Source organism: Bradyrhizobium zhengyangense (genome assembly GCF_022012555.1).
GTDB lineage: Bacteria > Pseudomonadota > Alphaproteobacteria > Rhizobiales > Xanthobacteraceae > Bradyrhizobium > Bradyrhizobium zhengyangense.
In genome coordinates, this window is sequence record NZ_JAKLTZ010000004.1 from 879,075 (window position 1) to 897,508 (window position 18,434).

The 18,434-nt window shown below is 60.8% G+C and carries 14 protein-coding genes, 1 tRNA gene and 1 pseudogene; 7 read left to right on the forward strand and 9 right to left on the reverse strand.

What is annotated here, in order from left to right:
- Window positions 1-46: 46 nt before the first annotated feature.
- The 3 genes from L6639_RS19695 to groES all read right to left on the reverse strand — a co-directional run bounded on the left by L6639_RS19695 (window position 47) and on the right by groES (window position 2,542).
- Window positions 47-379, reverse strand: a complete 333-nt coding sequence (locus tag L6639_RS19695; RefSeq protein WP_237863269.1) for a hypothetical protein — start codon at window positions 377-379, stop codon at window positions 47-49.
- 189 nt (window positions 380-568) lie between these two features.
- Window positions 569-2,191 carry a chaperonin GroEL gene (gene groL, locus L6639_RS19700; protein WP_237863270.1) on the reverse strand — a complete coding sequence of 541 codons (1,623 nt, stop codon included), beginning with the start codon at window positions 2,189-2,191 and terminating at the stop codon, window positions 569-571.
- Window positions 2,192-2,227: 36 nt separating this feature from the next.
- Window positions 2,228-2,542: a co-chaperone GroES gene (gene groES / locus L6639_RS19705; protein WP_237863271.1), complete on the reverse strand. Its 315-nt coding sequence runs from the start codon at window positions 2,540-2,542 to the stop codon at window positions 2,228-2,230.
- Between the two features lie 293 nt (window positions 2,543-2,835).
- Here groES and L6639_RS19710 point away from each other — a divergent pair, with 293 nt between their 5' ends.
- Window positions 2,836-3,066, forward strand: a complete 231-nt coding sequence (locus tag L6639_RS19710) for a hypothetical protein (RefSeq protein WP_237863272.1) — start codon at window positions 2,836-2,838, stop codon at window positions 3,064-3,066.
- A gap of 34 nt (window positions 3,067-3,100) precedes the next feature.
- On the opposite strand, the gene rpoH is transcribed toward L6639_RS19710, so the two are convergent.
- Entirely contained in the window at window positions 3,101-3,979 is an 879-nt protein-coding gene (rpoH, locus tag L6639_RS19715) for an RNA polymerase sigma factor RpoH (protein ID WP_237863273.1), read from the reverse strand.
- Window positions 3,980-4,715: 736 nt separating this feature from the next.
- Here rpoH and L6639_RS19720 point away from each other — a divergent pair.
- Entirely contained in the window at window positions 4,716-5,168 is a 453-nt protein-coding gene (locus tag L6639_RS19720; protein ID WP_237863274.1) for an Hsp20 family protein, read from the forward strand.
- A 113-nt stretch (window positions 5,169-5,281) separates the two neighbouring features.
- Window positions 5,282-5,509, forward strand: coding sequence for a hypothetical protein (locus tag L6639_RS19725; RefSeq protein WP_237863275.1), 228 nt, complete (start codon window positions 5,282-5,284; stop codon window positions 5,507-5,509).
- A gap of 32 nt (window positions 5,510-5,541) precedes the next feature.
- Here L6639_RS19725 and ftsH read toward each other — a convergent pair whose 3' ends face one another.
- Window positions 5,542-7,383, reverse strand: a complete 1,842-nt coding sequence (gene ftsH, locus L6639_RS19730) for an ATP-dependent zinc metalloprotease FtsH (RefSeq protein ID WP_237863276.1) — start codon at window positions 7,381-7,383, stop codon at window positions 5,542-5,544.
- Window positions 7,384-8,002: 619 nt separating this feature from the next.
- Window positions 8,003-8,293 (reverse strand): glutaredoxin family protein, encoded by a 291-nt coding sequence (locus L6639_RS19735; RefSeq protein ID WP_237863277.1) that lies wholly within the window; start codon window positions 8,291-8,293, stop codon window positions 8,003-8,005.
- A gap of 471 nt (window positions 8,294-8,764) precedes the next feature.
- Between L6639_RS19735 and L6639_RS19740 the strand changes: the two genes are divergently transcribed.
- Window positions 8,765-9,589, forward strand: a complete 825-nt coding sequence (locus L6639_RS19740; RefSeq protein WP_237863278.1) for a ribonuclease HII — start codon at window positions 8,765-8,767, stop codon at window positions 9,587-9,589.
- Window positions 9,590-9,620: 31 nt separating this feature from the next.
- Here the strand turns inward: L6639_RS19740 and L6639_RS19745 are convergent.
- Window positions 9,621-9,863 (reverse strand): annotated as a pseudogene (locus tag L6639_RS19745) (ATP dependent DNA ligase); the annotation flags it as partial.
- Here L6639_RS19745 and L6639_RS19750 point away from each other — a divergent pair.
- The 3 genes from L6639_RS19750 to L6639_RS19760 all read left to right on the forward strand — a co-directional run bounded on the left by L6639_RS19750 (window position 9,837) and on the right by L6639_RS19760 (window position 11,464).
- A complete protein-coding gene (locus L6639_RS19750) occupies window positions 9,837-10,040 on the forward strand; it encodes a hypothetical protein (RefSeq protein WP_237863371.1) in 204 nt (67 codons plus the stop codon). The pseudogene L6639_RS19745 and the gene L6639_RS19750 overlap by 27 nt on opposite strands.
- A 210-nt stretch (window positions 10,041-10,250) precedes the next feature.
- Window positions 10,251-10,327: transfer RNA gene (locus L6639_RS19755), tRNA-Arg, on the forward strand.
- A gap of 219 nt (window positions 10,328-10,546) precedes the next feature.
- Window positions 10,547-11,464 carry a hypothetical protein gene (locus L6639_RS19760; protein ID WP_237863279.1) on the forward strand — a complete coding sequence of 306 codons (918 nt, stop codon included), beginning with the start codon at window positions 10,547-10,549 and terminating at the stop codon, window positions 11,462-11,464.
- A gap of 755 nt (window positions 11,465-12,219) precedes the next feature.
- Here the strand turns inward: L6639_RS19760 and L6639_RS19765 are convergent.
- Together L6639_RS19765 and L6639_RS19770 are read right to left on the reverse strand one after the other, a co-directional pair.
- Entirely contained in the window at window positions 12,220-12,720 is a 501-nt protein-coding gene (locus tag L6639_RS19765; RefSeq protein ID WP_237863280.1) for a hypothetical protein, read from the reverse strand.
- Window positions 12,721-13,121: 401 nt separating this feature from the next.
- Window positions 13,122-18,434, reverse strand: a complete 5,313-nt coding sequence (locus L6639_RS19770) for a hypothetical protein (RefSeq protein ID WP_237863281.1) — start codon at window positions 18,432-18,434, stop codon at window positions 13,122-13,124.

Here is an 18,434-nt window from a genome sequence, read left to right on the forward strand (position 1 = left end):
TCTTCGCACTGAAATGGGAGCGGCCTGACGGACCGCTCCCTGAGGTTCAGCTTGTTGCAGCCGGTCCGATAGGACGGGGCGTCGGCTGCGGAAAGATGCTGGTCGGCGCAGAGGTCGGCGGCAGCAAGATGTCGATCTTCATCTTTGCTGGCTCCGGCTGCCATTTCATCCAGGGCATCGTATCGAGATATGGGATTGGCGGCAGCGGCAGGCCCGTGAAAGCACTCTGCGTCGTCTCGGCTCCGCGCGGGCTCTCCATGCCGTAGGCGCCGAAGGCGGTCATGGAAATTGCGCCGCCCATTAGCAGAGCGAGCAGCCGTTGCCGCGGATTTCGGTTAGTCTCCGTCCGGGCGGAGAACGTATGGTGATGGCTCAGCATCTATACTCCTCCAATCGTTCGAAAACAGATCCAGGCGATGGTGAGAAAGCTCAGGGAGAACATGAACCAATGCATCGCGTCCTGTTTCATCCTGAGCCGACGACGGTCAGACCTGTTCATGCGAGACTCCGTCTTTGATTCTCTCCTCTCATCGGCAGAGCCCGGCAGTCCTCGGCCGGGCTCAATTGATCAGAAGTCCATAGCGGGAGCTGCCGGAGCTGGTTCTGCCTTCTTCGGCTTCTCGGCCACGAGCGCCTCGGTGGTGATCAGCAGCGCAGCCACCGACGCAGCGTCCTGCAAGGCGGTGCGGACGACCTTGGCAGGATCGATCACACCGGCTTTCACCAGGTCCTCGTACTCGCCAGTCGCCGCGTTGAAGCCCCAGTTGTAGCTCTGATGCTCCAGAAGCTTGCCAACGACGAGTGAACCATCCTCGCCGGCGTTTTGCACGATCTGGCGAGCCGGCATCTGAATGGCACGGCGAACGATATTGATGCCCGCCTTTTGGTCGGCGTTCGCCGTCTTGATGCCATCCAGCGCCTTGGAGGCACGCAGGAGGGCCACCCCGCCGCCCGGGAGAATGCCCTCTTCGACCGCCGCGCGAGTTGCGTGCATCGCATCATCGACGCGATCCTTGCGTTCCTTGACTTCGACCTCCGTCGCGCCGCCCACGCGGATCACCGCGACGCCTCCGGCAAGCTTGGCGAGGCGTTCCTGCAGCTTTTCGCGATCATAGTCGGAGGTCGTGTCCTCGATCTGGAGCCTGATTTGCTGGGCGCGCGCCTCGATATCCTTCTTGGCGCCCGCGCCGCCGACGATGGTGGTATTGTCCTTGTCGATGACCACCTTCTTGGCGCGCCCGAGCATCTTCACCGTCACCTTTTCAAGCTTGATGCCCAGGTCCTCGCTGATGACATTGCCTCCGGTCAGGATTGCAATGTCCTCCAGCATGGCCTTGCGACGGTCACCGAAGCCCGGCGCCTTGACCGCCGCGACCTTCAGTCCGCCGCGCAATCTGTTGACGACCAATGTCGCAAGCGCTTCGCCCTCGATATCCTCCGCGATGATCAGGATCGGCTTACCGGACTGGACGACCTGCTCCAGCAGCGGCAGCATTGTCTGCAAGCCGGACAGTTTCTTCTCGTGGATCAAGACGTAGGGATCCTCGAGCTCGACCCGCATCTTCTCGGTATTGGTGACGAAGTAGGGCGAGATGTAGCCGCGGTCGAACTGCATACCCTCGACCACTTCGAGTTCGGTATGCAAGCTGTTGGCTTCCTCCACGGTAATCACGCCCTCATTGCCGACCTTGTTCATGGCATCAGCGAGGAAGCGGCCGATTTCAGTGTCACCATTGGCGGAAATCGTGGCAACCTGAGCGATCTCGTCGTTGGACGTGATCTTCTTGGCGTGTGACTTAAGATCGGCGACGACGGCATCGACGGCGAGGTCAATGCCCCGCTTCAGGTCCATCGGATTCATGCCGGCGGCAACGGATTTGCTGCCCTCCTTGAAGACCGCTTCGGCAAGCACGGTCGCCGTGGTGGTGCCGTCACCGGCCACATCACTCGTTTTGGACGCGACTTCGCGCACCATCTGGGCGCCCATGTTCTCGAACTTGTCTTCCAGTTCGATCTCTTTGGCGACGGTCACGCCATCCTTGGTGATGCGTGGCGCACCAAACGATTTCTCGATGACGACGTTGCGACCCTTCGGACCGAGTGTGACCTTCACCGCGTTAGCCAGTGTGTCGACGCCCCGCAGCATGCGCTCGCGGGCCTCGGTTGCGAACTTCACGTCCTTGGCAGCCATTTTTGTTTCTCCCTTCCTTTTATGACTGTCAGTGCGCTACGCTGCCTTCTTGGCGGTGCCTGTCTTGTCGATGACACCCAGAAGGTCGCTTTCCTTCATGATCAGGAATTCCTCTCCGTCGATCTTGACCTCGGTGCCAGACCACTTTCCGAACAGGACAAGATCACCTGGCTTGACGTCGAGTTGAACGAGCTGGCCCTGCTCGTTGCGTGCGCCGGGGCCAGTGGCGACAATCTCGCCCTGCTGCGGCTTCTCCTTTGCTGTGTCTGGAATGATGATGCCGCCGGCGGTCTTCTCTTCGGCGTCGAGACGTCGCACGAGCACGCGATCGTGCAAGGGACGGAAATGCATGCACATCCTCCTTGGGCAGGTTCAGCAATGTCTAAAACCGGGTCCATAGCGGCCCCCGGGCGAAAATCCACCTAGGAGCCGAGGTTCTACTTTCAAGAGGAAGTGAGCAAATTTTCTGCCCCAAGGTCAGCTCGCCGACAGCCCTTGCGGCTCGCTGCCCCGGGGGCGAGGCTTCGCTAGTGTCCGAATCGCTCGCACGTTGAAAAGTTGGATCACCAAACCGAGATGTTGCTCGGCCGCGGAGCATCTGTGCGCGGCAGATTGGAGCATTGTCGAAAGGAGGGTGACCAGAGATGCGGACGTTATTGGTACTTGCTGCTCTACTCGGGATGGTGATTTCGCTGCAGGCGAAAGAAGCGGATTCGCCGCGCGCCGTGCGAGGCTCCGACGTCGCCGTCAAGCAGATTGTCAGCAATCAAAGCGGCCAGTCGCCGGCCAAGCCCGCAAGAACGAGGTCCGACGGCCGCAAGGATCGTGATTTTTCGGCGGAGGCTATTGTGCCTGACATCTGCACCGGCTGCTGAGTGATCAGCAGCCGGCCAGTGTTCAAGCGCTTGCTCAAGCAGGCTCAAGATCCGGAAGGCGTGCGCATAGCATGGTCTTGATGCGCTTCAACGCACGCTGCTCGATCTGGCGGATGCGCTCACGAGAAATCCCGAAAGTATGCGCAAGATCGTCGAGCGTGCTTTGCTGTTCTGCCAGGTAACGCGCTTCGACGATGGTGCGTTCTCGTGGGGAAAGCGCATTCAGCGCCTCCGAGAGTGCGGCCCTCTGCCGTTCGCGCTCTCCGGCCTCCGCGAGAAGGGACTCGGGGTCAGGAGATGAATCGGCGAGCCGGTCCTGCCATTGCTCGCCTTCGTCGCCACTGAGCTGAACATTCAGCGTCATGTCGCCACGGATCCGCCCGTTCATCTCGACGACATCGGCTTCCTTGACTTGAAGATGCTCTGAGATCTGCCTCACTTGGTCTGCCGAAAGCTCGCCATCATCAGGCGCACCCAGCTGTCGCTTCAGCTTGCGCAGGTTGAAGAACAGCTTTTTTTGCGCCGCCGTTGTGCCGAGCTTCACCAGTGACCACGACCGCAGGACAAATTCCTGAACGGATGCCTTGATCCACCACGTAGCATAGGTGGCAAGGCGAAATCCCTTTTCAGGGTCGAACCGCTTGACGGCCAGCATCAGTCCGACATTGGCTTCCGAGATCAGGTCCGCAATCGGCAAACCGTAGCGCCGATATTTCAGCGCAATTTTGGCGGCAAGCCGTAGATGGCTCGTCACCAACCGATAGGCAGCTTCGCGGTCGCCAGAATCCCGAAGACGTCTCGCATACATCACTTCTTCCGACGCATCGAGCAGCGGGAAGCTACGTATCTGTTGCAGATACCGGGACAACCCCGCTTCCGAATGGATGGCAGGGAGGGCTGAGGCAATTGACATGACTTGCCCTCCTTCAGACGCCAGAGCCGTTCTTGAGTTCGAACGGGCTGCCAAGAGGAAGATGCGACCACGCGAGCCCACCGAGGTGAGTGAGACCGGTGGAGCGCAAAGTGAAGGGACAGGTGGCTTTCATATCCAAATCCTCCATGGAGCAAAATGGCACGAACCGCCCCGTTGCCCGGCTTAGCTGGGCCCAGTAGGCGCCCAGTGACACTCAGGCCGGCGGCGCCGAAAGAACTGCGAAGCCAGTGGGTTGTTCCATGTTTCGACTAGCCCATTGGTCGGAAATTCTCCGTCTCGGACCATCGTCGACGATCGAGCGGCCGCCATCCGCCGGCCGAGCGAACGGTCCCAATCGGTGGGGCTTGCCATCGTGCCCGCAGTCACCCGCTCGAGTGAGATGGAGCGCAAATCCGCTTGCCCCAGGCCTCTCAAACCTGGCGCGGAGCTACATACTCGGTGATCAGGTAATCGCCGCCATTTTGTCGCCGATATGGAATCGGCGAGGGTGGCAAGCGACTGCATGCGCTCCTGCAGACCCTCGGCATCGCGTTCGAAGGGTCCTGTCGACTCCGGCGCGACGCATAAGGCCTTGAAACTGACTGAGCCCGTTCTAATTCCATTAGTGCAGCGCCCATGATGCGCTGCTCCGGGTGCCTTCTGAGGACCCGGTGATCGGGCGCCGGATACGGTGTCCGTGCGCCCCTAACCATGTTGCTCAAAGGAGGATGTGGCTATGACCACTTTTGACTTCAGCCCGCTCTGGCGATCGACCGTCGGTTTCGACCGCCTCTTCGATCTGCTCGAAGATTCCGCCCAATGGACGGGCGACAATTATCCGCCCTACAACATTGAGCGGAGCGACGAGGACCACTATCAGATCTCGCTCGCGCTGGCCGGCTTCTCGCCTGACGAGGTGACCATTACGGCGGAGCAGAACGTGCTGACCATCGAAGGCCGCAAGGCCGACAAGGGCGCGCACCAGTTCCTCTATCAGGGAATCTCGTCCCGCCCGTTCCGGCGGCAGTTCAATCTGGCCGAATATGTGCAGGTGAGGGGCGCTTCATTCATCGACGGCATGCTCAAGATCGAGCTGGTGCGTGAGGTCCCGGACGCCATGAAGCCGCGCCAGATTCCGATCCAGGCCAGCAACGACAACAAGACGATCGAGCACAAGCAGACGGCCTGAGGCCTGCCGGCTGACTGCATCCTCCGCGCGGCTTGCGCCGCGCGGAGGAGACAGCTTGTCTGTGTCGGCAGGAATGCTGATGTTCTCTCCTCGATCAATCGGGGTTACGCGGGATGGACGATTATCGAGATTTGGTAACTGTCAGCCTGACACTTGTGTGTGCCGGTGTCATGCTGGTCACAGGGCAGCTCTACCTCGAACAACACCCTACGCTGCTGAACCATCCGGTCGAGCAGCCCGAGCAACCTCAGACGCCGCCGGCCCTGATCTCGCGCGCGCCGTTGCCACAAGAGAACGCGACTGATCCGCACCAGGGCGTCAAGAACAACCGCAATGGCTGAACATACCGCCCTCCGGACCTGCTCCACCCTGCTCAAACGGCGCGCAGGCCTTCCTTGGGCATTTCCCGGACCAGCGCCTCAATATCGGCCTGCTCCAGCGTCTCCTTCTCCAATAGCTTCTTGGCCGCGCGGTCGAGGATCGAACGGCGCGTCGTCAGTATGCCTTCGGTCCGCTCAAGCACGCGATCGACAATATCCTTGACCTCGCGATCCACGGCCGCAGCGGTTTCCTCGGCATAATCGCGCTCGCGAACCGGGTAGGGCCGGTCCGCGCTCGCCAGGAAATTTCCGGGATCGCGCTCATAGGCGACGCTGCCGAGCTTGTCCGACATGCCGTAACGCGTCACCATGCTGCGGGCGATGTCGGTGACGCGGCGTAGATCGTCGGCCGCCCCCGTCGAGAGATGGCCGAACACGATCAACTCCGCAGCTCGGCCGCCCAGCAGGACCGCCATCTTGTTCTCGAGCTCCTCCTTGGTCATCAGGAAGCGATCCTCGATCGGCCTTTGAATGGTGTAGCCGAGCGCGCCGACACCCCGTGGAATGATCGAGACTTTGTGCACGGGATCAACGCCGGGCAATGAAAGCGCGACCAGCGCGTGCCCCATCTCATGAAAGGCGACGATCTCCCGCTCCTTGGGATTGAGCAGTCGATTGCGCTTTTCCAGGCCGGCGACCATACGCTCGACGGCATTGTTGAAGTCGCTCATGCTAACGGAATCGCCGCCGCGTCGGGTCGCCAGAAGGGCCGCCTCATTGACCAGATTGGCGAGATCGGCGCCGGTAAAGCCCGGCGTCAATGCCGCGACAGCATCGGGTGCCACGTCAGTTGCGATCTGCACCTTCTTCATGTGAACCTTGAGAATCTCGATCCGGCCTTTCTTGTCCGGTCGGTCAACCAGGACCTGTCGATCGAAGCGTCCGGCCCGCAGCAGAGCGGGATCGAGGATTTCCGGCCGGTTGGTGGCAGCCAGGATCACGAGGCCAGAGCGAGAGTCGAAACCATCGAGCTCGACCAGCAGCTGGTTCAGCGTCTGTTCCTTCTCGTCGTGCCCGCCGGCAAAGGGGCCGATGCCGCGGGCCCGGCCCAGCGCGTCGAGCTCGTCGATGAAGATGATCGCCGGCGCCTTCTCGTGGGCCTGCTGGAACAGATCCCGCACGCGCGCCGCACCGACGCCGACGAACATCTCGACGAACTCCGACCCCGAGATCGAGAAGAACGGCACCTTGGCTTCGCCGGCGACGGCCTTTGCCAACAGCGTCTTGCCGGTGCCGGGCGGCCCGACCAGCAATACGCCTTTCGGCATCCGGCCGCCGAGCCGGCCGTAGTCGGTGGGGTTCTTCAGGAAATCGACGACCTCGCGAAGTTCGTCCTTGGCTTCATCGACGCCTGCAACATCCGCAAAGGTGATGCCGGTGTCGGATTCGACGTAGATCTTGGCCTTGCTCTTGCCGATCTGCATCAAACCGCCGCCAAGGCCGCCGCCTTGGGCGATACGCTGGCCGATGTACCACCAGACGCCAAAGAACAGCAGCACCGGCATGAGCCATGAGAGCAGGTCCCGAAGGAACGTGCTTTCGATCTGGCCGGTGAAGTGGACGTGGTATTTTTCAAGCTCCTGCGCGACGTCCTGGTCGACGCGGGTGGTTACGAATTGCTTCTGTCCGCCGGGCAGCGGCTCCTTCAACAATCCTTGTATCGTTCGGTCGGAAATGCCGACGCTACCGACCTTACCGTCGCGGAGCAGTTGTTGGTATTCACTGTAGGGAATGATGGCGATCCTATTCGCCGTGGTGATGACGTACTGAATGAAGAACAGCGCGCAGACAGCGAAAATCGCGTAAGCGACGTTAAACCGGCTCTTTTTGGTCATGCGGCAAACCCGAGTTGTCTGCGGAACAACCGGGGAGAACGAGCTTGGTTTCAGCGCCCGCGGCGTGTCGCGCACTCCGGGCCTAAGAAGAGGCCCGACGGAGTCGGGCCTCTCCTCATCACCAGGCGTACCAGTAGGGATCAACCGGCGGATAGTAGCGGACTACCCGATATGGGCGCCCGTAGTAGGAGGGCGGACCATAAACCGGTCCATAATAGATCGGGGGTGCGGTAGCGGCCGCTAATGTTCCCGCGAACAATCCGAGAGCAAGCCCAGGACCGATACCCGGACCGCCCCAACCATGGTGACGCCAATGGGCCGAAGCCGGCGCAATCGATCCGATGAGGAGCGTTGCCGCCGCGACGATTGCAAGAGCAAGCTTTCTCATGTCGTTTCCCTCAACTTTCTACGCGCTTTGCGCACTTATCTCATCATGGTCCTCTTAGCCGAACCACCGTTCGGCTATAGACTGAATTAGAAGTGTCCGCGGCGAGTTCAAGTAACAAGCGCACATCGCATGCCGCTGCGTGTACGACCATCAGCGCAACGTGGATGATATCGTTCACTCGCCGCGGATGCGCCGACCGCCGACGAGTGGGTCAGCTACCATTGGTCGCGGTTAGCGATAATCGGCGCGGGTCAAAGCCCAGTCGAGTTCGCGCAACGAAGCCTGGACCAGCACTTGCCCGCCGATCGTGACGGTTGGACTTGCAATCCGTCCGCCGGCCAACCATTCGAGCTGACTTCGCGCCTCCGGATATGCCTCCAATCCACGAAGTGATAAAGGCACGCCAGCCCGATCGAGATGACGGCGCACCATCATCGTGGTTCCACGCCAGCGGCTGCCATAGACAACGATATCGCCGGCATGTGGCGGAGGTCGAAACACAGAGGAAGTGGACGCATACATGGGAATGCTCCATCAAGCGGCCTTGCGCGTTCGCAAGTCCGTCCCGGACCTCGAACAGTTCATAGATGTCCGGGACATTTTTTGGCGAGACGTGTGCGTAGCGAATGATGCCACAGCATCGATGACATACAGGGCGCGCTCGGAAAATCCCTCAGGTTCGCGCCAGACACGGTAGCTCCGGACGACATCGCCCATTCGCAGGTTGCGAGGTTCGCCGTGCTCCCATCGCCATGTTAGATCTTGTTCTCTGGAGGACACTCCGGGCACGTATCGCCGATCGAATCCAGGACATCTTTAACTTCCGCGGTCGCTTTATCCGGAGAGACGCCGGCCGGCGGGTCCTGGTGCTCGTGCCGATCCTGGTTTGATCGTCGGGACGCGATCAATATTCGCTCCTGGCCTGCAGGAAACGCAGACAATCGCCACAAAGTTCACCGACACGCTCCCCAGTCAGTCTCCACGCAGGCCGCGATGTCCCAGTATTCACTCGAAGTGTTGCGTCAGCGCTATGTCGTCGAGAAAAGACCGCTCGAGGCCAGCGTCGAGCAGATCTTGCGGGCCGACACCCGGGCGGGAGCGCGTGCCATCCTGGCTTTGATCGATAAACGCCGCTTCGAAAATAGATCCGAAGGCCAGCGCCTCCGCAAGATGCTCCGCTTCGAGACCTCTCTCTGGGAAAGCGGCCATCATGCCGTGGCCGGCGTGGACGAGGCTGGAATGAGCCCTCTCGCAGGGCCGGTCTCCGCTGGCGCCGTGATTCTAAAACCAGGCACACGGATAGTCGGCATCGACGACTCGAAAAAACTCGACGCTGCGGCTCGCGATGAACTTGCCAAGGAGATCAAGGAAAAGGCTGAGAGTTGGTGTGTGGCGTTCGTCGAAGTCGAGGAGATCGACGCGATCAATATCTATTGGGCGGGCATTCAGGCTATGCAGCGTGCGGTCCGGGGCCTGGGATTGACGCCGCAGCACTTGCTGATCGATGCGAAGCGGTTGAAGGAAATCGACATCCCTCAGCAGGCCATCGTTAAAGGCGACGCCAAGTCCGCCAGCATCGCCGCCGCCTCCATCCTCGCGAAAGTCGAGCGCGACGCCGTCATGCGGACGCTCGACCTGCGTTACCCCGGCTACGGCTTCGCGGATCACAAGGGCTACCCGGTGCCGGCTCATTACGACGCGCTCGCCAGGCTTGGCGCATGCGCCGCTCACCGGAGGTCGTTCGGACCTGTACGCAAAGCTCTCGGGTTACCGCCCCTGCCGCCCTGGCCTTCGGCATCCGAGCGCGACGCCGGCTGAACTCTACATCGAACGCTTCGGCTCGGCGGCATTATTTTCGCGACCAGTTCTTTTCGCGAACAACGTCCTTCGCGTTCTTGTCGGACCGCAGGCCGAGATAGACCGGCTGGCGCAGCTCGCCCTTGCTGGTCCACTCCGCGAACTTCACTTCCGCGACCAGCGAAGGGCGCACCCAGGTCGTGACCCCCTCATCCTTCACCTTGGCAGGAAAGGGCGACTTCGCCGTCTTGAGCCTCATGAGCTTGCCGTGAAGCTGTTCGAGAACTTGGTGGCTGGCTACCATGACTTCCCGTCCACCGTCCAACTTCGCTTTTGGTCAATCGACGACGAAAAGGAACTGGCGACATCAATAAGCGCGCTGAAATGGGCTACCCAAGCCGGACTCGTGCCGGAAACCGAGAGCGATGACACCCCCGCCAGCCAGACCGGTGGAGCCTTCGGACCGGCGTAGCGCTGAGGAATCAGGGGCTAGCCGCTCGCCGTCGTTCAAATTGATCGCGAGTACGACCCACCGATCAACAGCGTAACGTAGCATTACCTCCGAAGGCACGTGTCAAGCCGGCTGGTGCGGAAAGTGAGGAAGAAAGAGCATTGTACTGCAATGGCTTGCGAGGGCTGCACGTTGGGGTTCACTTCAACGCGAAATCCGCGTAAGCACTAAGCACCCGTAGCTCAGCTGGATAGAGCGTCGCCCTCCGAAGGCGAAGGCCACACGTTCGAATCGTGTCGGGTGCGCCAGTTTCTTTCAAGGATTAGGCGCGAAGGTTCGCGAACTGATGCGTGCTACCTTGGTGAGCGAATATCCCAGACCGCTTGCTCATATGTGTCACCCTCCGTGTCAGGTTTACGCCCGGACCGATCTTCATATGATGCTCCGGCACCTTCCTTCGCGAACCAACATAACCGACTAGCGACGGCCGGCCAGCAATCCGGATGGACTCAAGGAGACCGATGGTCGTGACCCACGTCAATGTCTCTATCCCGCTTCGGACCACGAACGAGAACGGCTTCTTTATTCATCGTGAGGCGGCTCAGCGGCAGTTGCTCGGTTACGTCGTGCAGATGCGTATTGAAGAACCCTACGCGTATCTCGAACTCCAGGGCATTCCCGCACAGCTGGCTGCCGAACTGTTGGACAGGATTCGAGCGATCGTACCATGGGCGGCGTTGCGGTTGGACTTTGGCATCCTCGCTGCTGGGGGTGACCTACGGGTCGCGGATGGCCCCAAGTTCGACGGTCAATTCGCAACGGCTTATCCAGCGCACCTCGCACCCGCCCCCATGAGGATCGGGAGCAATCATCGGACAGAGGAGGCGGATGCACGCTTGTTTTCAGCCCTGATCGAAGGCGCTGAGCTAGAGTGTCTGACCGGACCGAGCCCGCAGCCGGAGCTGAAGCTCGCCTGCGAGATATTCGCCTCGGTCGATTTCGAAGCGTCGAACAATGCGCAGTTCCTCGCGCTGATATCGATCCTAGAGATAATGGCGAGGCCGGCACCTCGCCCAAAGCCTTGCCTCGACATCATTGAAGACGCGATGGTCCGGATGAAAAGCGAGGCCGAAACAGCGATGGATCCGGCGCTTCGCCAAGCGCTTCTCGACATGCACACGGGGGCGGTACACTGGAAGTCGGAGTCGATTAGGAGTTCAGTTCGTCGGTTGGCGATTGACGCGGCGCGAACTCTGGGAGATCCAGACTCTGGCGCCGTTGGCAAATCGGCCGTGCGACTTTACGATAAGCGAAGCTTGGTTGTGCACCAAGGTGAGACGGCTTCTCTCAGTGAGGCGCGGTTCGCAAGGCAGCTCGTGCGGGAGGTGCTAGCGGTTGCCGCTGGAAGCTACGAGCACATTCGCGAGCGGTTTCCCACGAATTGAGCGTCTCCCACGGAACGGCCCATCCCGTGGGCCGCTGCGGTTGCCACCAAGCTGCTGGAGGCGTCCAACCCGCCAGGCGCCAAAATGGGTTTGCGCGCCATGTTCTTCAATGCGAACTCGTCCTCCGAGCCCACGTTCCGAAACTACGGTTTGCGCGGTGACTATGGGTAACATCGCGGAATTATCCGCAACAGCCGTTGTCACTCTATTCATCGACTTCCTGTCGCTTCGAATGCCCGGATACAACGGAGAAGCCGTTCGGCGGAGAGAGTGTCAGTCAACTCCTTTTGAAAGATAAGGCATTTTCGACGCTCCTGAACCAAAAACCACCATTGAGCCACGGCCGGAAAAGGGGATTTTCGGCTCCGCAAAGGCCTGTTCCGCCGGCGGCCCGTCACAACAACAACGCCATCAGCGACGAGCGAGAGGCAAAAATGGGGCGGCGTGGCCCCCTCCGTTGCTCAATCGGATCGTTGGGAAATGTCTCCGGCTTTGGGGCGAGAAGCTCGATAGGTTGCGTCATCTCTGCTGGGCCGAAAGATGAAACCTGATTGACGGCGGGGCGCTGTCTTAGCGCCCTATCCGCCTTCGATTGGCCGCCGTCGGAGCTTTCATGTGCGCCGAGCCTTGCGGTCTCGCTTGGTCGCAGGCGGCGTCGTTCGCCGGTGATGCGCGGTGATCTATCGAGCCGAAATTAGGTGGTCGCCAACAATCCGCGACCTCCGCCTCATCTCGCCGTTCTCGAGATACGTTTGTCAATTGTTCCCATTAAACAGAGCCGACACAAAAAGCGGCGGAGTCGGATTGAGGGTGCGCGAAGGCACGGATAGGCCAGGAATCGTTCCCGCCACAGCTTCGATGAAACTGACACAGTCGTTGACTATGAGCCGGTATGTTTCTCCCTTCTGATACTGAGTCTGTATGGCCTGAGCTGCGGCGAATATGTCCTTGTTAACGAGCACGACGATTTCCTTGGCAATCTTTTCCTTAGAGTCGTCGAACACTACTCCATCAGTGCCCCCTATTGTCAGATCATATTTATCACCACCGGCCGGATAAAATCCGGCGCCTTTGCGATTGGTCCGGTGATGTGCATCGTCACTGTAATACCAAACAATGAATGCGTGCTCGTAGTCATTTGCGGATGTGTCGCGCGAGGCAAACGAAATGCCATATTCACCGACTTCGGATGCATTGCGCTTGTCCACTACTTTCGACTGTGGCGCTTGCGCCGCAGCGAACTTCGGAAGCAACATTGTTGCAGCGCCAGGAACTAGGGCTACGACTCTACGGCGATTTATCATGTGCGCAATCCTCTTTGGTTGCGAGCCAGACAACGAGAGACACAAGAGCGACTAAACCTGATGACCCGACTCAAGATCATCATGTCGCGCGAAAGGCCAGTTCGATAAAGAATGATGTCCCTCAAGCAAGTTGCTTCATTTTGAGCTTTGTAGCGCTCTCCCTCCTTGAGTTTGCCGTGTATCAAAGCTGTCACTGCGTAATGCTGCGAACTCTTTGACGCCATGGAGGAAGGAAAATCGATCAACCGTGGAATGCCTTTTGAGAAACGCCACTAACATGTTGGTGGCAAAATGCCGCTCAATCTGAAGAACCACGGTATTCCGCATTTGGAGAGCCATTGTTTCTTCCACGCTTAGACGTCCAGGAACGGGATCCTTGCCATGAATCGCGGTCCGGACTCTATGATCGAATTGTCGGTCAGAACATCGCTGAGCTTGATTGGTTCGTTTGGATAGCTGGCGGCAAGTCGCTCCTCCACTTCTTCAATCAGAGCAAACAGTAATCCCGGCCCGAGGTCCTTGACACGCGCCTGCGGAATGCAGGCATTTAACGTCCAGACGAACTCGCCGTTTTCCTGCTTAGGGACAGCCGACACCGGCGCACCGGAAAGAACGTCGGTCTGATGTCGGCCGAACTTTGTCGGCGCCGCCTCATGGATGAGCCGCAACATCATTTTCGGCCGTTGCAACCGCTCCCAAATGGCCCTCGCGCCTTCCCTCTCGAGCAACGGCTTCTCGAGGTCACCGGGAAGAGGCTTGATGCCGTCGGATGCCTGACCGCCCACCCGGGCACATACGGAGATGATGTCGTCCGCCTTATCGTGCTCCACGACGACGTGGCGACGCGGCGGCAATTGCGTCCATACGCGCACCGGCATCGAAACCTTGAGATCGTCGCGAATGGCGTGGGGCTGATATCTCACTAGGCCGAACCGAATAAACGGATCGGTGGCAGCCGCCAGTTTTAGGGGAATATCGACAAACCACTCCTCCCGATCGATATCAAAATAGGGCTCGAAGGTGAGCAGCGCGACTTCCAGAAAGCCCGCGATAGCCGGATCGGCCTCACCATCCTTCGCGGCAGCGCTCACCGGCATCTGCACACTCGGGATGTATTCCGGCGAATGTGCCTTCGTAGCCCAGCAGTTGAACGCCGACCACGGCATGAAAAAGCTCTTTTGCGGCTCCGGGTCCGAGCGGATCGGGTCGCCTCCCCAGCGTGAAACGAACTGACCGCCCTCGCCCAGGTCGGAATCATTGAAGTCCGACAATTGCATCCAGCGACCGCCGGTCTGCACCCAGTTCTGGTCGAGACCAAGGGCAGACTGTTCGCGAATGTTGGGTGGCCAGAGGACGACCGCAATTCGCTCGCCTTCGCCTGAGGAAAACATCCCGCGCTCGAAACGCAGTCTGACGCCGCACTCGCGTTCGAGAAACTGCCTGACGCCCTTTTCCTGCGTTCGCGCACAGCGATTCATGGAGAAAAACAGTGTCGGCGTCTTCGCTGCACAAGGCGCCGGGCGCTCCGTCGCCGGGCTCCAGGCACTTGCCAGCGGACCCGAGCGCGTTTGATCCTGCGGCTGCAGCGGTTGGCGGCGCTGCAGCAGATGCTCCTCGCCTTCGATGGAAAACATCGGCGCCGTTTCGAACGTGCCTGCAAAGCGGGAATAGGACACGGCGTGCAAGGACAATTCGCGCGCCTTGGTGTCCGACAATTCGTGCGGGCGCGTGACGCTGATCTTGCGCGTGAACTTCCCTGTCGTTCCCGGCGGGGAAGCAATCGGAATTTCTATCTCGCCGCCGGACACCGCCGCAGCATGGAGCACACGCATATCCAGCCGCGTCAGTCTGCCTTTCGCGGGGGCCTTGAAAGGTTTCGCGTCGCCGTTGATGGCGGCGCGCGGGTCAGGCAGATTTTGTATCCGCAACAGCGTGATGACTTCGCGCGCCAGATGCGTCCGTCCGTCGGGATCCACGTCGAAGCCGAACACGCTGCGCTTGGGCACCGGACGGCGATCGCCTTCACCATCGGTGATCCGCGGCCATCGACCGGTGCGCTTGGCAAGCAAACCACGGCCGCGTGTCTTGTCGTCGAACGGCTTTCCGCTGCCGTTGACGACGGTTGCGACGATGTCGATCATGTCGGTCTGCTCGAGATCGACCAGGATTTCGCCGGACAGGAGCAGGGTCGACGAACCCGGAACCAGGTCGGGATTGTCAGGGTCACCCTTTCCGGGCGCCGGCGCGAGCGCGGGTTGCGGGCTGATCGCGGTCGGCTTTGCGGGCCGCAAAACCGTTAGCTGCTCGAGCGAAGGCGCATCCACCGGGGCATTGACGGCGTGCGCGACGCGCAAGGTAGTGGGACTGGCGAGTTCGGCCATCGGCCAGTTGTTGCGAACGCAATAGAGCAACTTCGCGGAGATCGCGTCGATACCGGTGAGCGCCGGCGGCGGCTTACCGGCGAATCCGACACGCGCAGCAGCGCCAATCGCCTTCAGATCGTCCGCCAGCGGCGTTTTCTGGCAGCATGCATTCAAATCAGCGAGAATCTGCGGGGAGCCCACAGCGGCGAGATGCTGCACGCCCATCGTCTCCGGCAGGGAGAACCACTCGCCGAGTTTCCCGGCTGTCGGCAAACAGGTGACCTCAAGGTCGAACTGCTCGCCCGGCGCCAGAACGATCTTCAGGTGCCGGATCCGGACGCCCTTGCCGGCCGCATCTGGTACCGGCATGTCGCCATTGCCCATCCTCATGATCGCAGCCGGATCTCCTGTCACGACTTCAGTGACCTTGCGGGCGAGATCCTTTCGCGGGCCATTGCTCTTTTCGACGGTGACGACGAGCGGCAGCGCATGGGGATAGACGATGCGCTTCTCCGGCGCATACAGGTCGACGAGAATGTCGCCGTCGAGGTAGGTGTCGGCGCCGCAGATGCGCAGCCGCACCGACATGGTTTGTGCCGCAGGGTCGGGCAGATAGCCCTGCCCCGGTTTGCGACCGGCCGGTGCCTTGGCCACAAAGAGCGTCGCACCAAGACCATCGCTATCCTTATCTGCGTCCGGCTGCGGCCAGCCTTTGGTGCGGCGGTAGACCAGCCTTTCACCGTCATACCCGGTATTGCGCTTGACGATGGCCACAGGAAACCGCGGCTTCTGGTCGTCAAACTCGACATCCAGCAATCCACCGCCCAGGACTGCGGTGTCGCCATTGTCGAACACGCGGTGCCGCGACGCGAAGTCGAATCCAACCATCGGCGCCACGAACACGCGCGCGGTCTTGTTGGGATTGGCGCGGTCCTTCGCCGGGACGTAGGCCTGCCCTGGCGGAGTGTTCTGCGCCGGCGAAACCACACAACTTTCCTGATGGGGCTGATCCGCAGCCGTCAGCGATCGGATCGTTGCTTGCCCGGGCGCTTCAAAACCCATCGCGCCATGCACCTTCTCGGTCAGACCGGATGGCAACATCAATATCGGCGCGTCGATGCCTTCATGGCGAAGATAACGGCGCGGTTGCGCGAGCTGGTTTGCGCCCGGCGGCAGGGTCCACGCCTTGTCCACGTCCTGCCGAACCCGCTTTGCCTCCTCGACCGTCGGCGATCCGCCGCCGAGGAACACCGAGCGCATGGCAAAGAGATAGCCGACGCCGAACCGCAATGGCGGCGGCCGCAAATGGGACCTGCCTTGCGGCAGATCATAAGCCCGCTTGACGGGAAGCAATGCTGTTACGCACTTCTCCTTGGCGGACGCTTTTTGCGCAAGCGCGCCCAACGGAGTGCCGTCCCACGTCTGGATCGCCTCCTCGACCACGGCTTCGACCTCGCGCCGGTCGGCAGTGCCGTCGCTGTTGGGTCCAAGAAGCGGCATCGAGCGCGCCAGCAGTTGGAACGACGTTTCATCAAGAATCTTGCCCTCGAGCAGCCTGTCGGCGACGATGCGATTGAGGTGCTGCCTAGCGCCATTTTTCAGATTTGTGAATTCGACAAAGCGATTCATCAAGCTGCGCCACTCGAGTTTGGCGATGTCGGTGCCGTCACGCGCCGCGGCAACGTCGAGCCGGCGGCCTATCGTCAATTCCTCGGCATGGAGCACGACCGCATCGCCACACGCGTTCGCATTGATCTGGTGCTCGGCGACCGCAAGGTCCCGGGCAACCTGATCCGCACGGCCGCGGTCCAGCAAGGTCCAGCCGATCGTGCGGTGGCGCGACCCCAAGTCGAGCGCGTCGCGGGCGCCCGAAACGGCGCCGCGAACGTCGAGCGAGGTCAGGTCAAAGCGCGGCGCGCCGCTGTTCTGGCTCCCCGAGGAATGGCCAAGGCCGAGATCGAACACGCCATGTATTTGCTCGGCCGCAAAGGCAGCGCCATCCACGCTGCCGTCAAAGCGGGACGCCGGCCAGAAATGTCCGGCTGCCTTGTCCTGTCCCTTGCGCGAGTAGAGCGCCTTGGTCCAGACGCTGTTCTTGACGCCGCCGGGGGCGAGCCAGACGGCCTTATCGGACACGACTTTGGCGGGTTGGTCGAATTCGACGTCGAAGGCGAACCCGAAAAAGCGCGACAAGATAGGATCGCCCTGAAGGCTGTAATAGACGCCGTGCAATCGGGCCAGTTCATCCAGGCTCGCGCACGCTTCGACGGCGTCGGTCTGGGGTACGGTTGCGACCGGGGTCGAACGCTGCGTCCAGGCGCCGTAGACATGGCTCGCGCGGTCGCGCATGTCCGAGCCTCCGAGGACTTGCTGCTTTGGCGCGACGAACTTCGGGGCGGCGGTCCGCGGCGCCGGCTGCGGTGCAGCGCCGGTGGCAAGGAAGGTCTTTACGGCTGAGAAGGCCGCAGCCGAGTTCGCCCGGGCGGTTTCCGTCGCATCGATCGACGTCTTGAGCCGATTGAAGAGTTCTTCGCGCCGCCGCTCCTTGAGCTTCGCCGTGAGTTGCTTGTCATCAAGGGGAGCGCCGCCGGGCTTCGCGCCGGGGGGCAACGCGGCGGAATCCTCCTTGGCGGAAGGATCATCCCTGTCGTCCGTGTCGCCGGGGAGATACGGGCCAGACACCAGCTTTGCCGCCATCCGCTGCGCCCGCGCGCCTTCAGTCTCGGCTGCATATTGCGCCTGGGCATTGGACACGATGCCCTTGACGACCGATTGTTGCAGCGGGTTATGCGGCTTCGCCACGATGGCGCCGGGCCCGGTAAAGCTGTTGATGTCCGGCAGGTCCTTGGACCCGGCATAACTCGCTTGAGGATCGCCTTTATGCTTTAGGCCTTGCATCGAACGGCCGATGTCGGCGGCCAGTTCCGTCCATGGCCGTTGCAGAAGACCTGTCTTGCCTTCAATCGCCTCGCGCCAAAGACGGTCCACGTCCGTGCTGTCGTCGGGCGTGGCGCTGAACTTTGCGTCGACCAGCATCGGGGCGGCGCCTTTGCAGGGATCCGCGTCGCTGATCGACAGTTGAAAAGTGTTGGTCAGCTTGCCGTGATGGTCAGGGACAGCCTGATCCAGCTTCCTCAAATACTTGACAATCGCGCTCGGCCAGTCTGCGAGCTGAATGGTGCCCGACTTGTCGGGCAATGGCGTGACGATGAGGGTCGCCTTCAGCTTGCCGTCCTTGGTCACGCCGTTGGCGACAACTCTCATGAACGGCAGAACGGGAACATCGTTCTGGTCGGACGCCAT

Coding starts and splice junctions, on each gene's coding strand:
- L6639_RS19770 (WP_237863281.1), bottom strand. CDS start 18,434: ATGGCGTCCGACCAGAACGATGTTCCCGTTCTGCCGTTCATGAGAGTT.
- L6639_RS19740 (WP_237863278.1), top strand. CDS start 8,765: ATGTCCCAGTATTCACTCGAAGTGTTGCGTCAGCGCTATGTCGTCGAG.
- groES (WP_237863271.1), bottom strand. CDS start 2,542: ATGCATTTCCGTCCCTTGCACGATCGCGTGCTCGTGCGACGTCTCGAC.
- L6639_RS19695 (WP_237863269.1), bottom strand. CDS start 379: ATGCTGAGCCATCACCATACGTTCTCCGCCCGGACGGAGACTAACCGA.
- rpoH (WP_237863273.1), bottom strand. CDS start 3,979: ATGTCAATTGCCTCAGCCCTCCCTGCCATCCATTCGGAAGCGGGGTTG.
- L6639_RS19720 (WP_237863274.1), top strand. CDS start 4,716: ATGACCACTTTTGACTTCAGCCCGCTCTGGCGATCGACCGTCGGTTTC.
- L6639_RS19710 (WP_237863272.1), top strand. CDS start 2,836: ATGCGGACGTTATTGGTACTTGCTGCTCTACTCGGGATGGTGATTTCG.
- groL (WP_237863270.1), bottom strand. CDS start 2,191: ATGGCTGCCAAGGACGTGAAGTTCGCAACCGAGGCCCGCGAGCGCATG.
- L6639_RS19725 (WP_237863275.1), top strand. CDS start 5,282: ATGGACGATTATCGAGATTTGGTAACTGTCAGCCTGACACTTGTGTGT.
- L6639_RS19765 (WP_237863280.1), bottom strand. CDS start 12,720: ATGTTGCTTCCGAAGTTCGCTGCGGCGCAAGCGCCACAGTCGAAAGTA.
- ftsH (WP_237863276.1), bottom strand. CDS start 7,383: ATGACCAAAAAGAGCCGGTTTAACGTCGCTTACGCGATTTTCGCTGTC.
- L6639_RS19735 (WP_237863277.1), bottom strand. CDS start 8,293: ATGTATGCGTCCACTTCCTCTGTGTTTCGACCTCCGCCACATGCCGGC.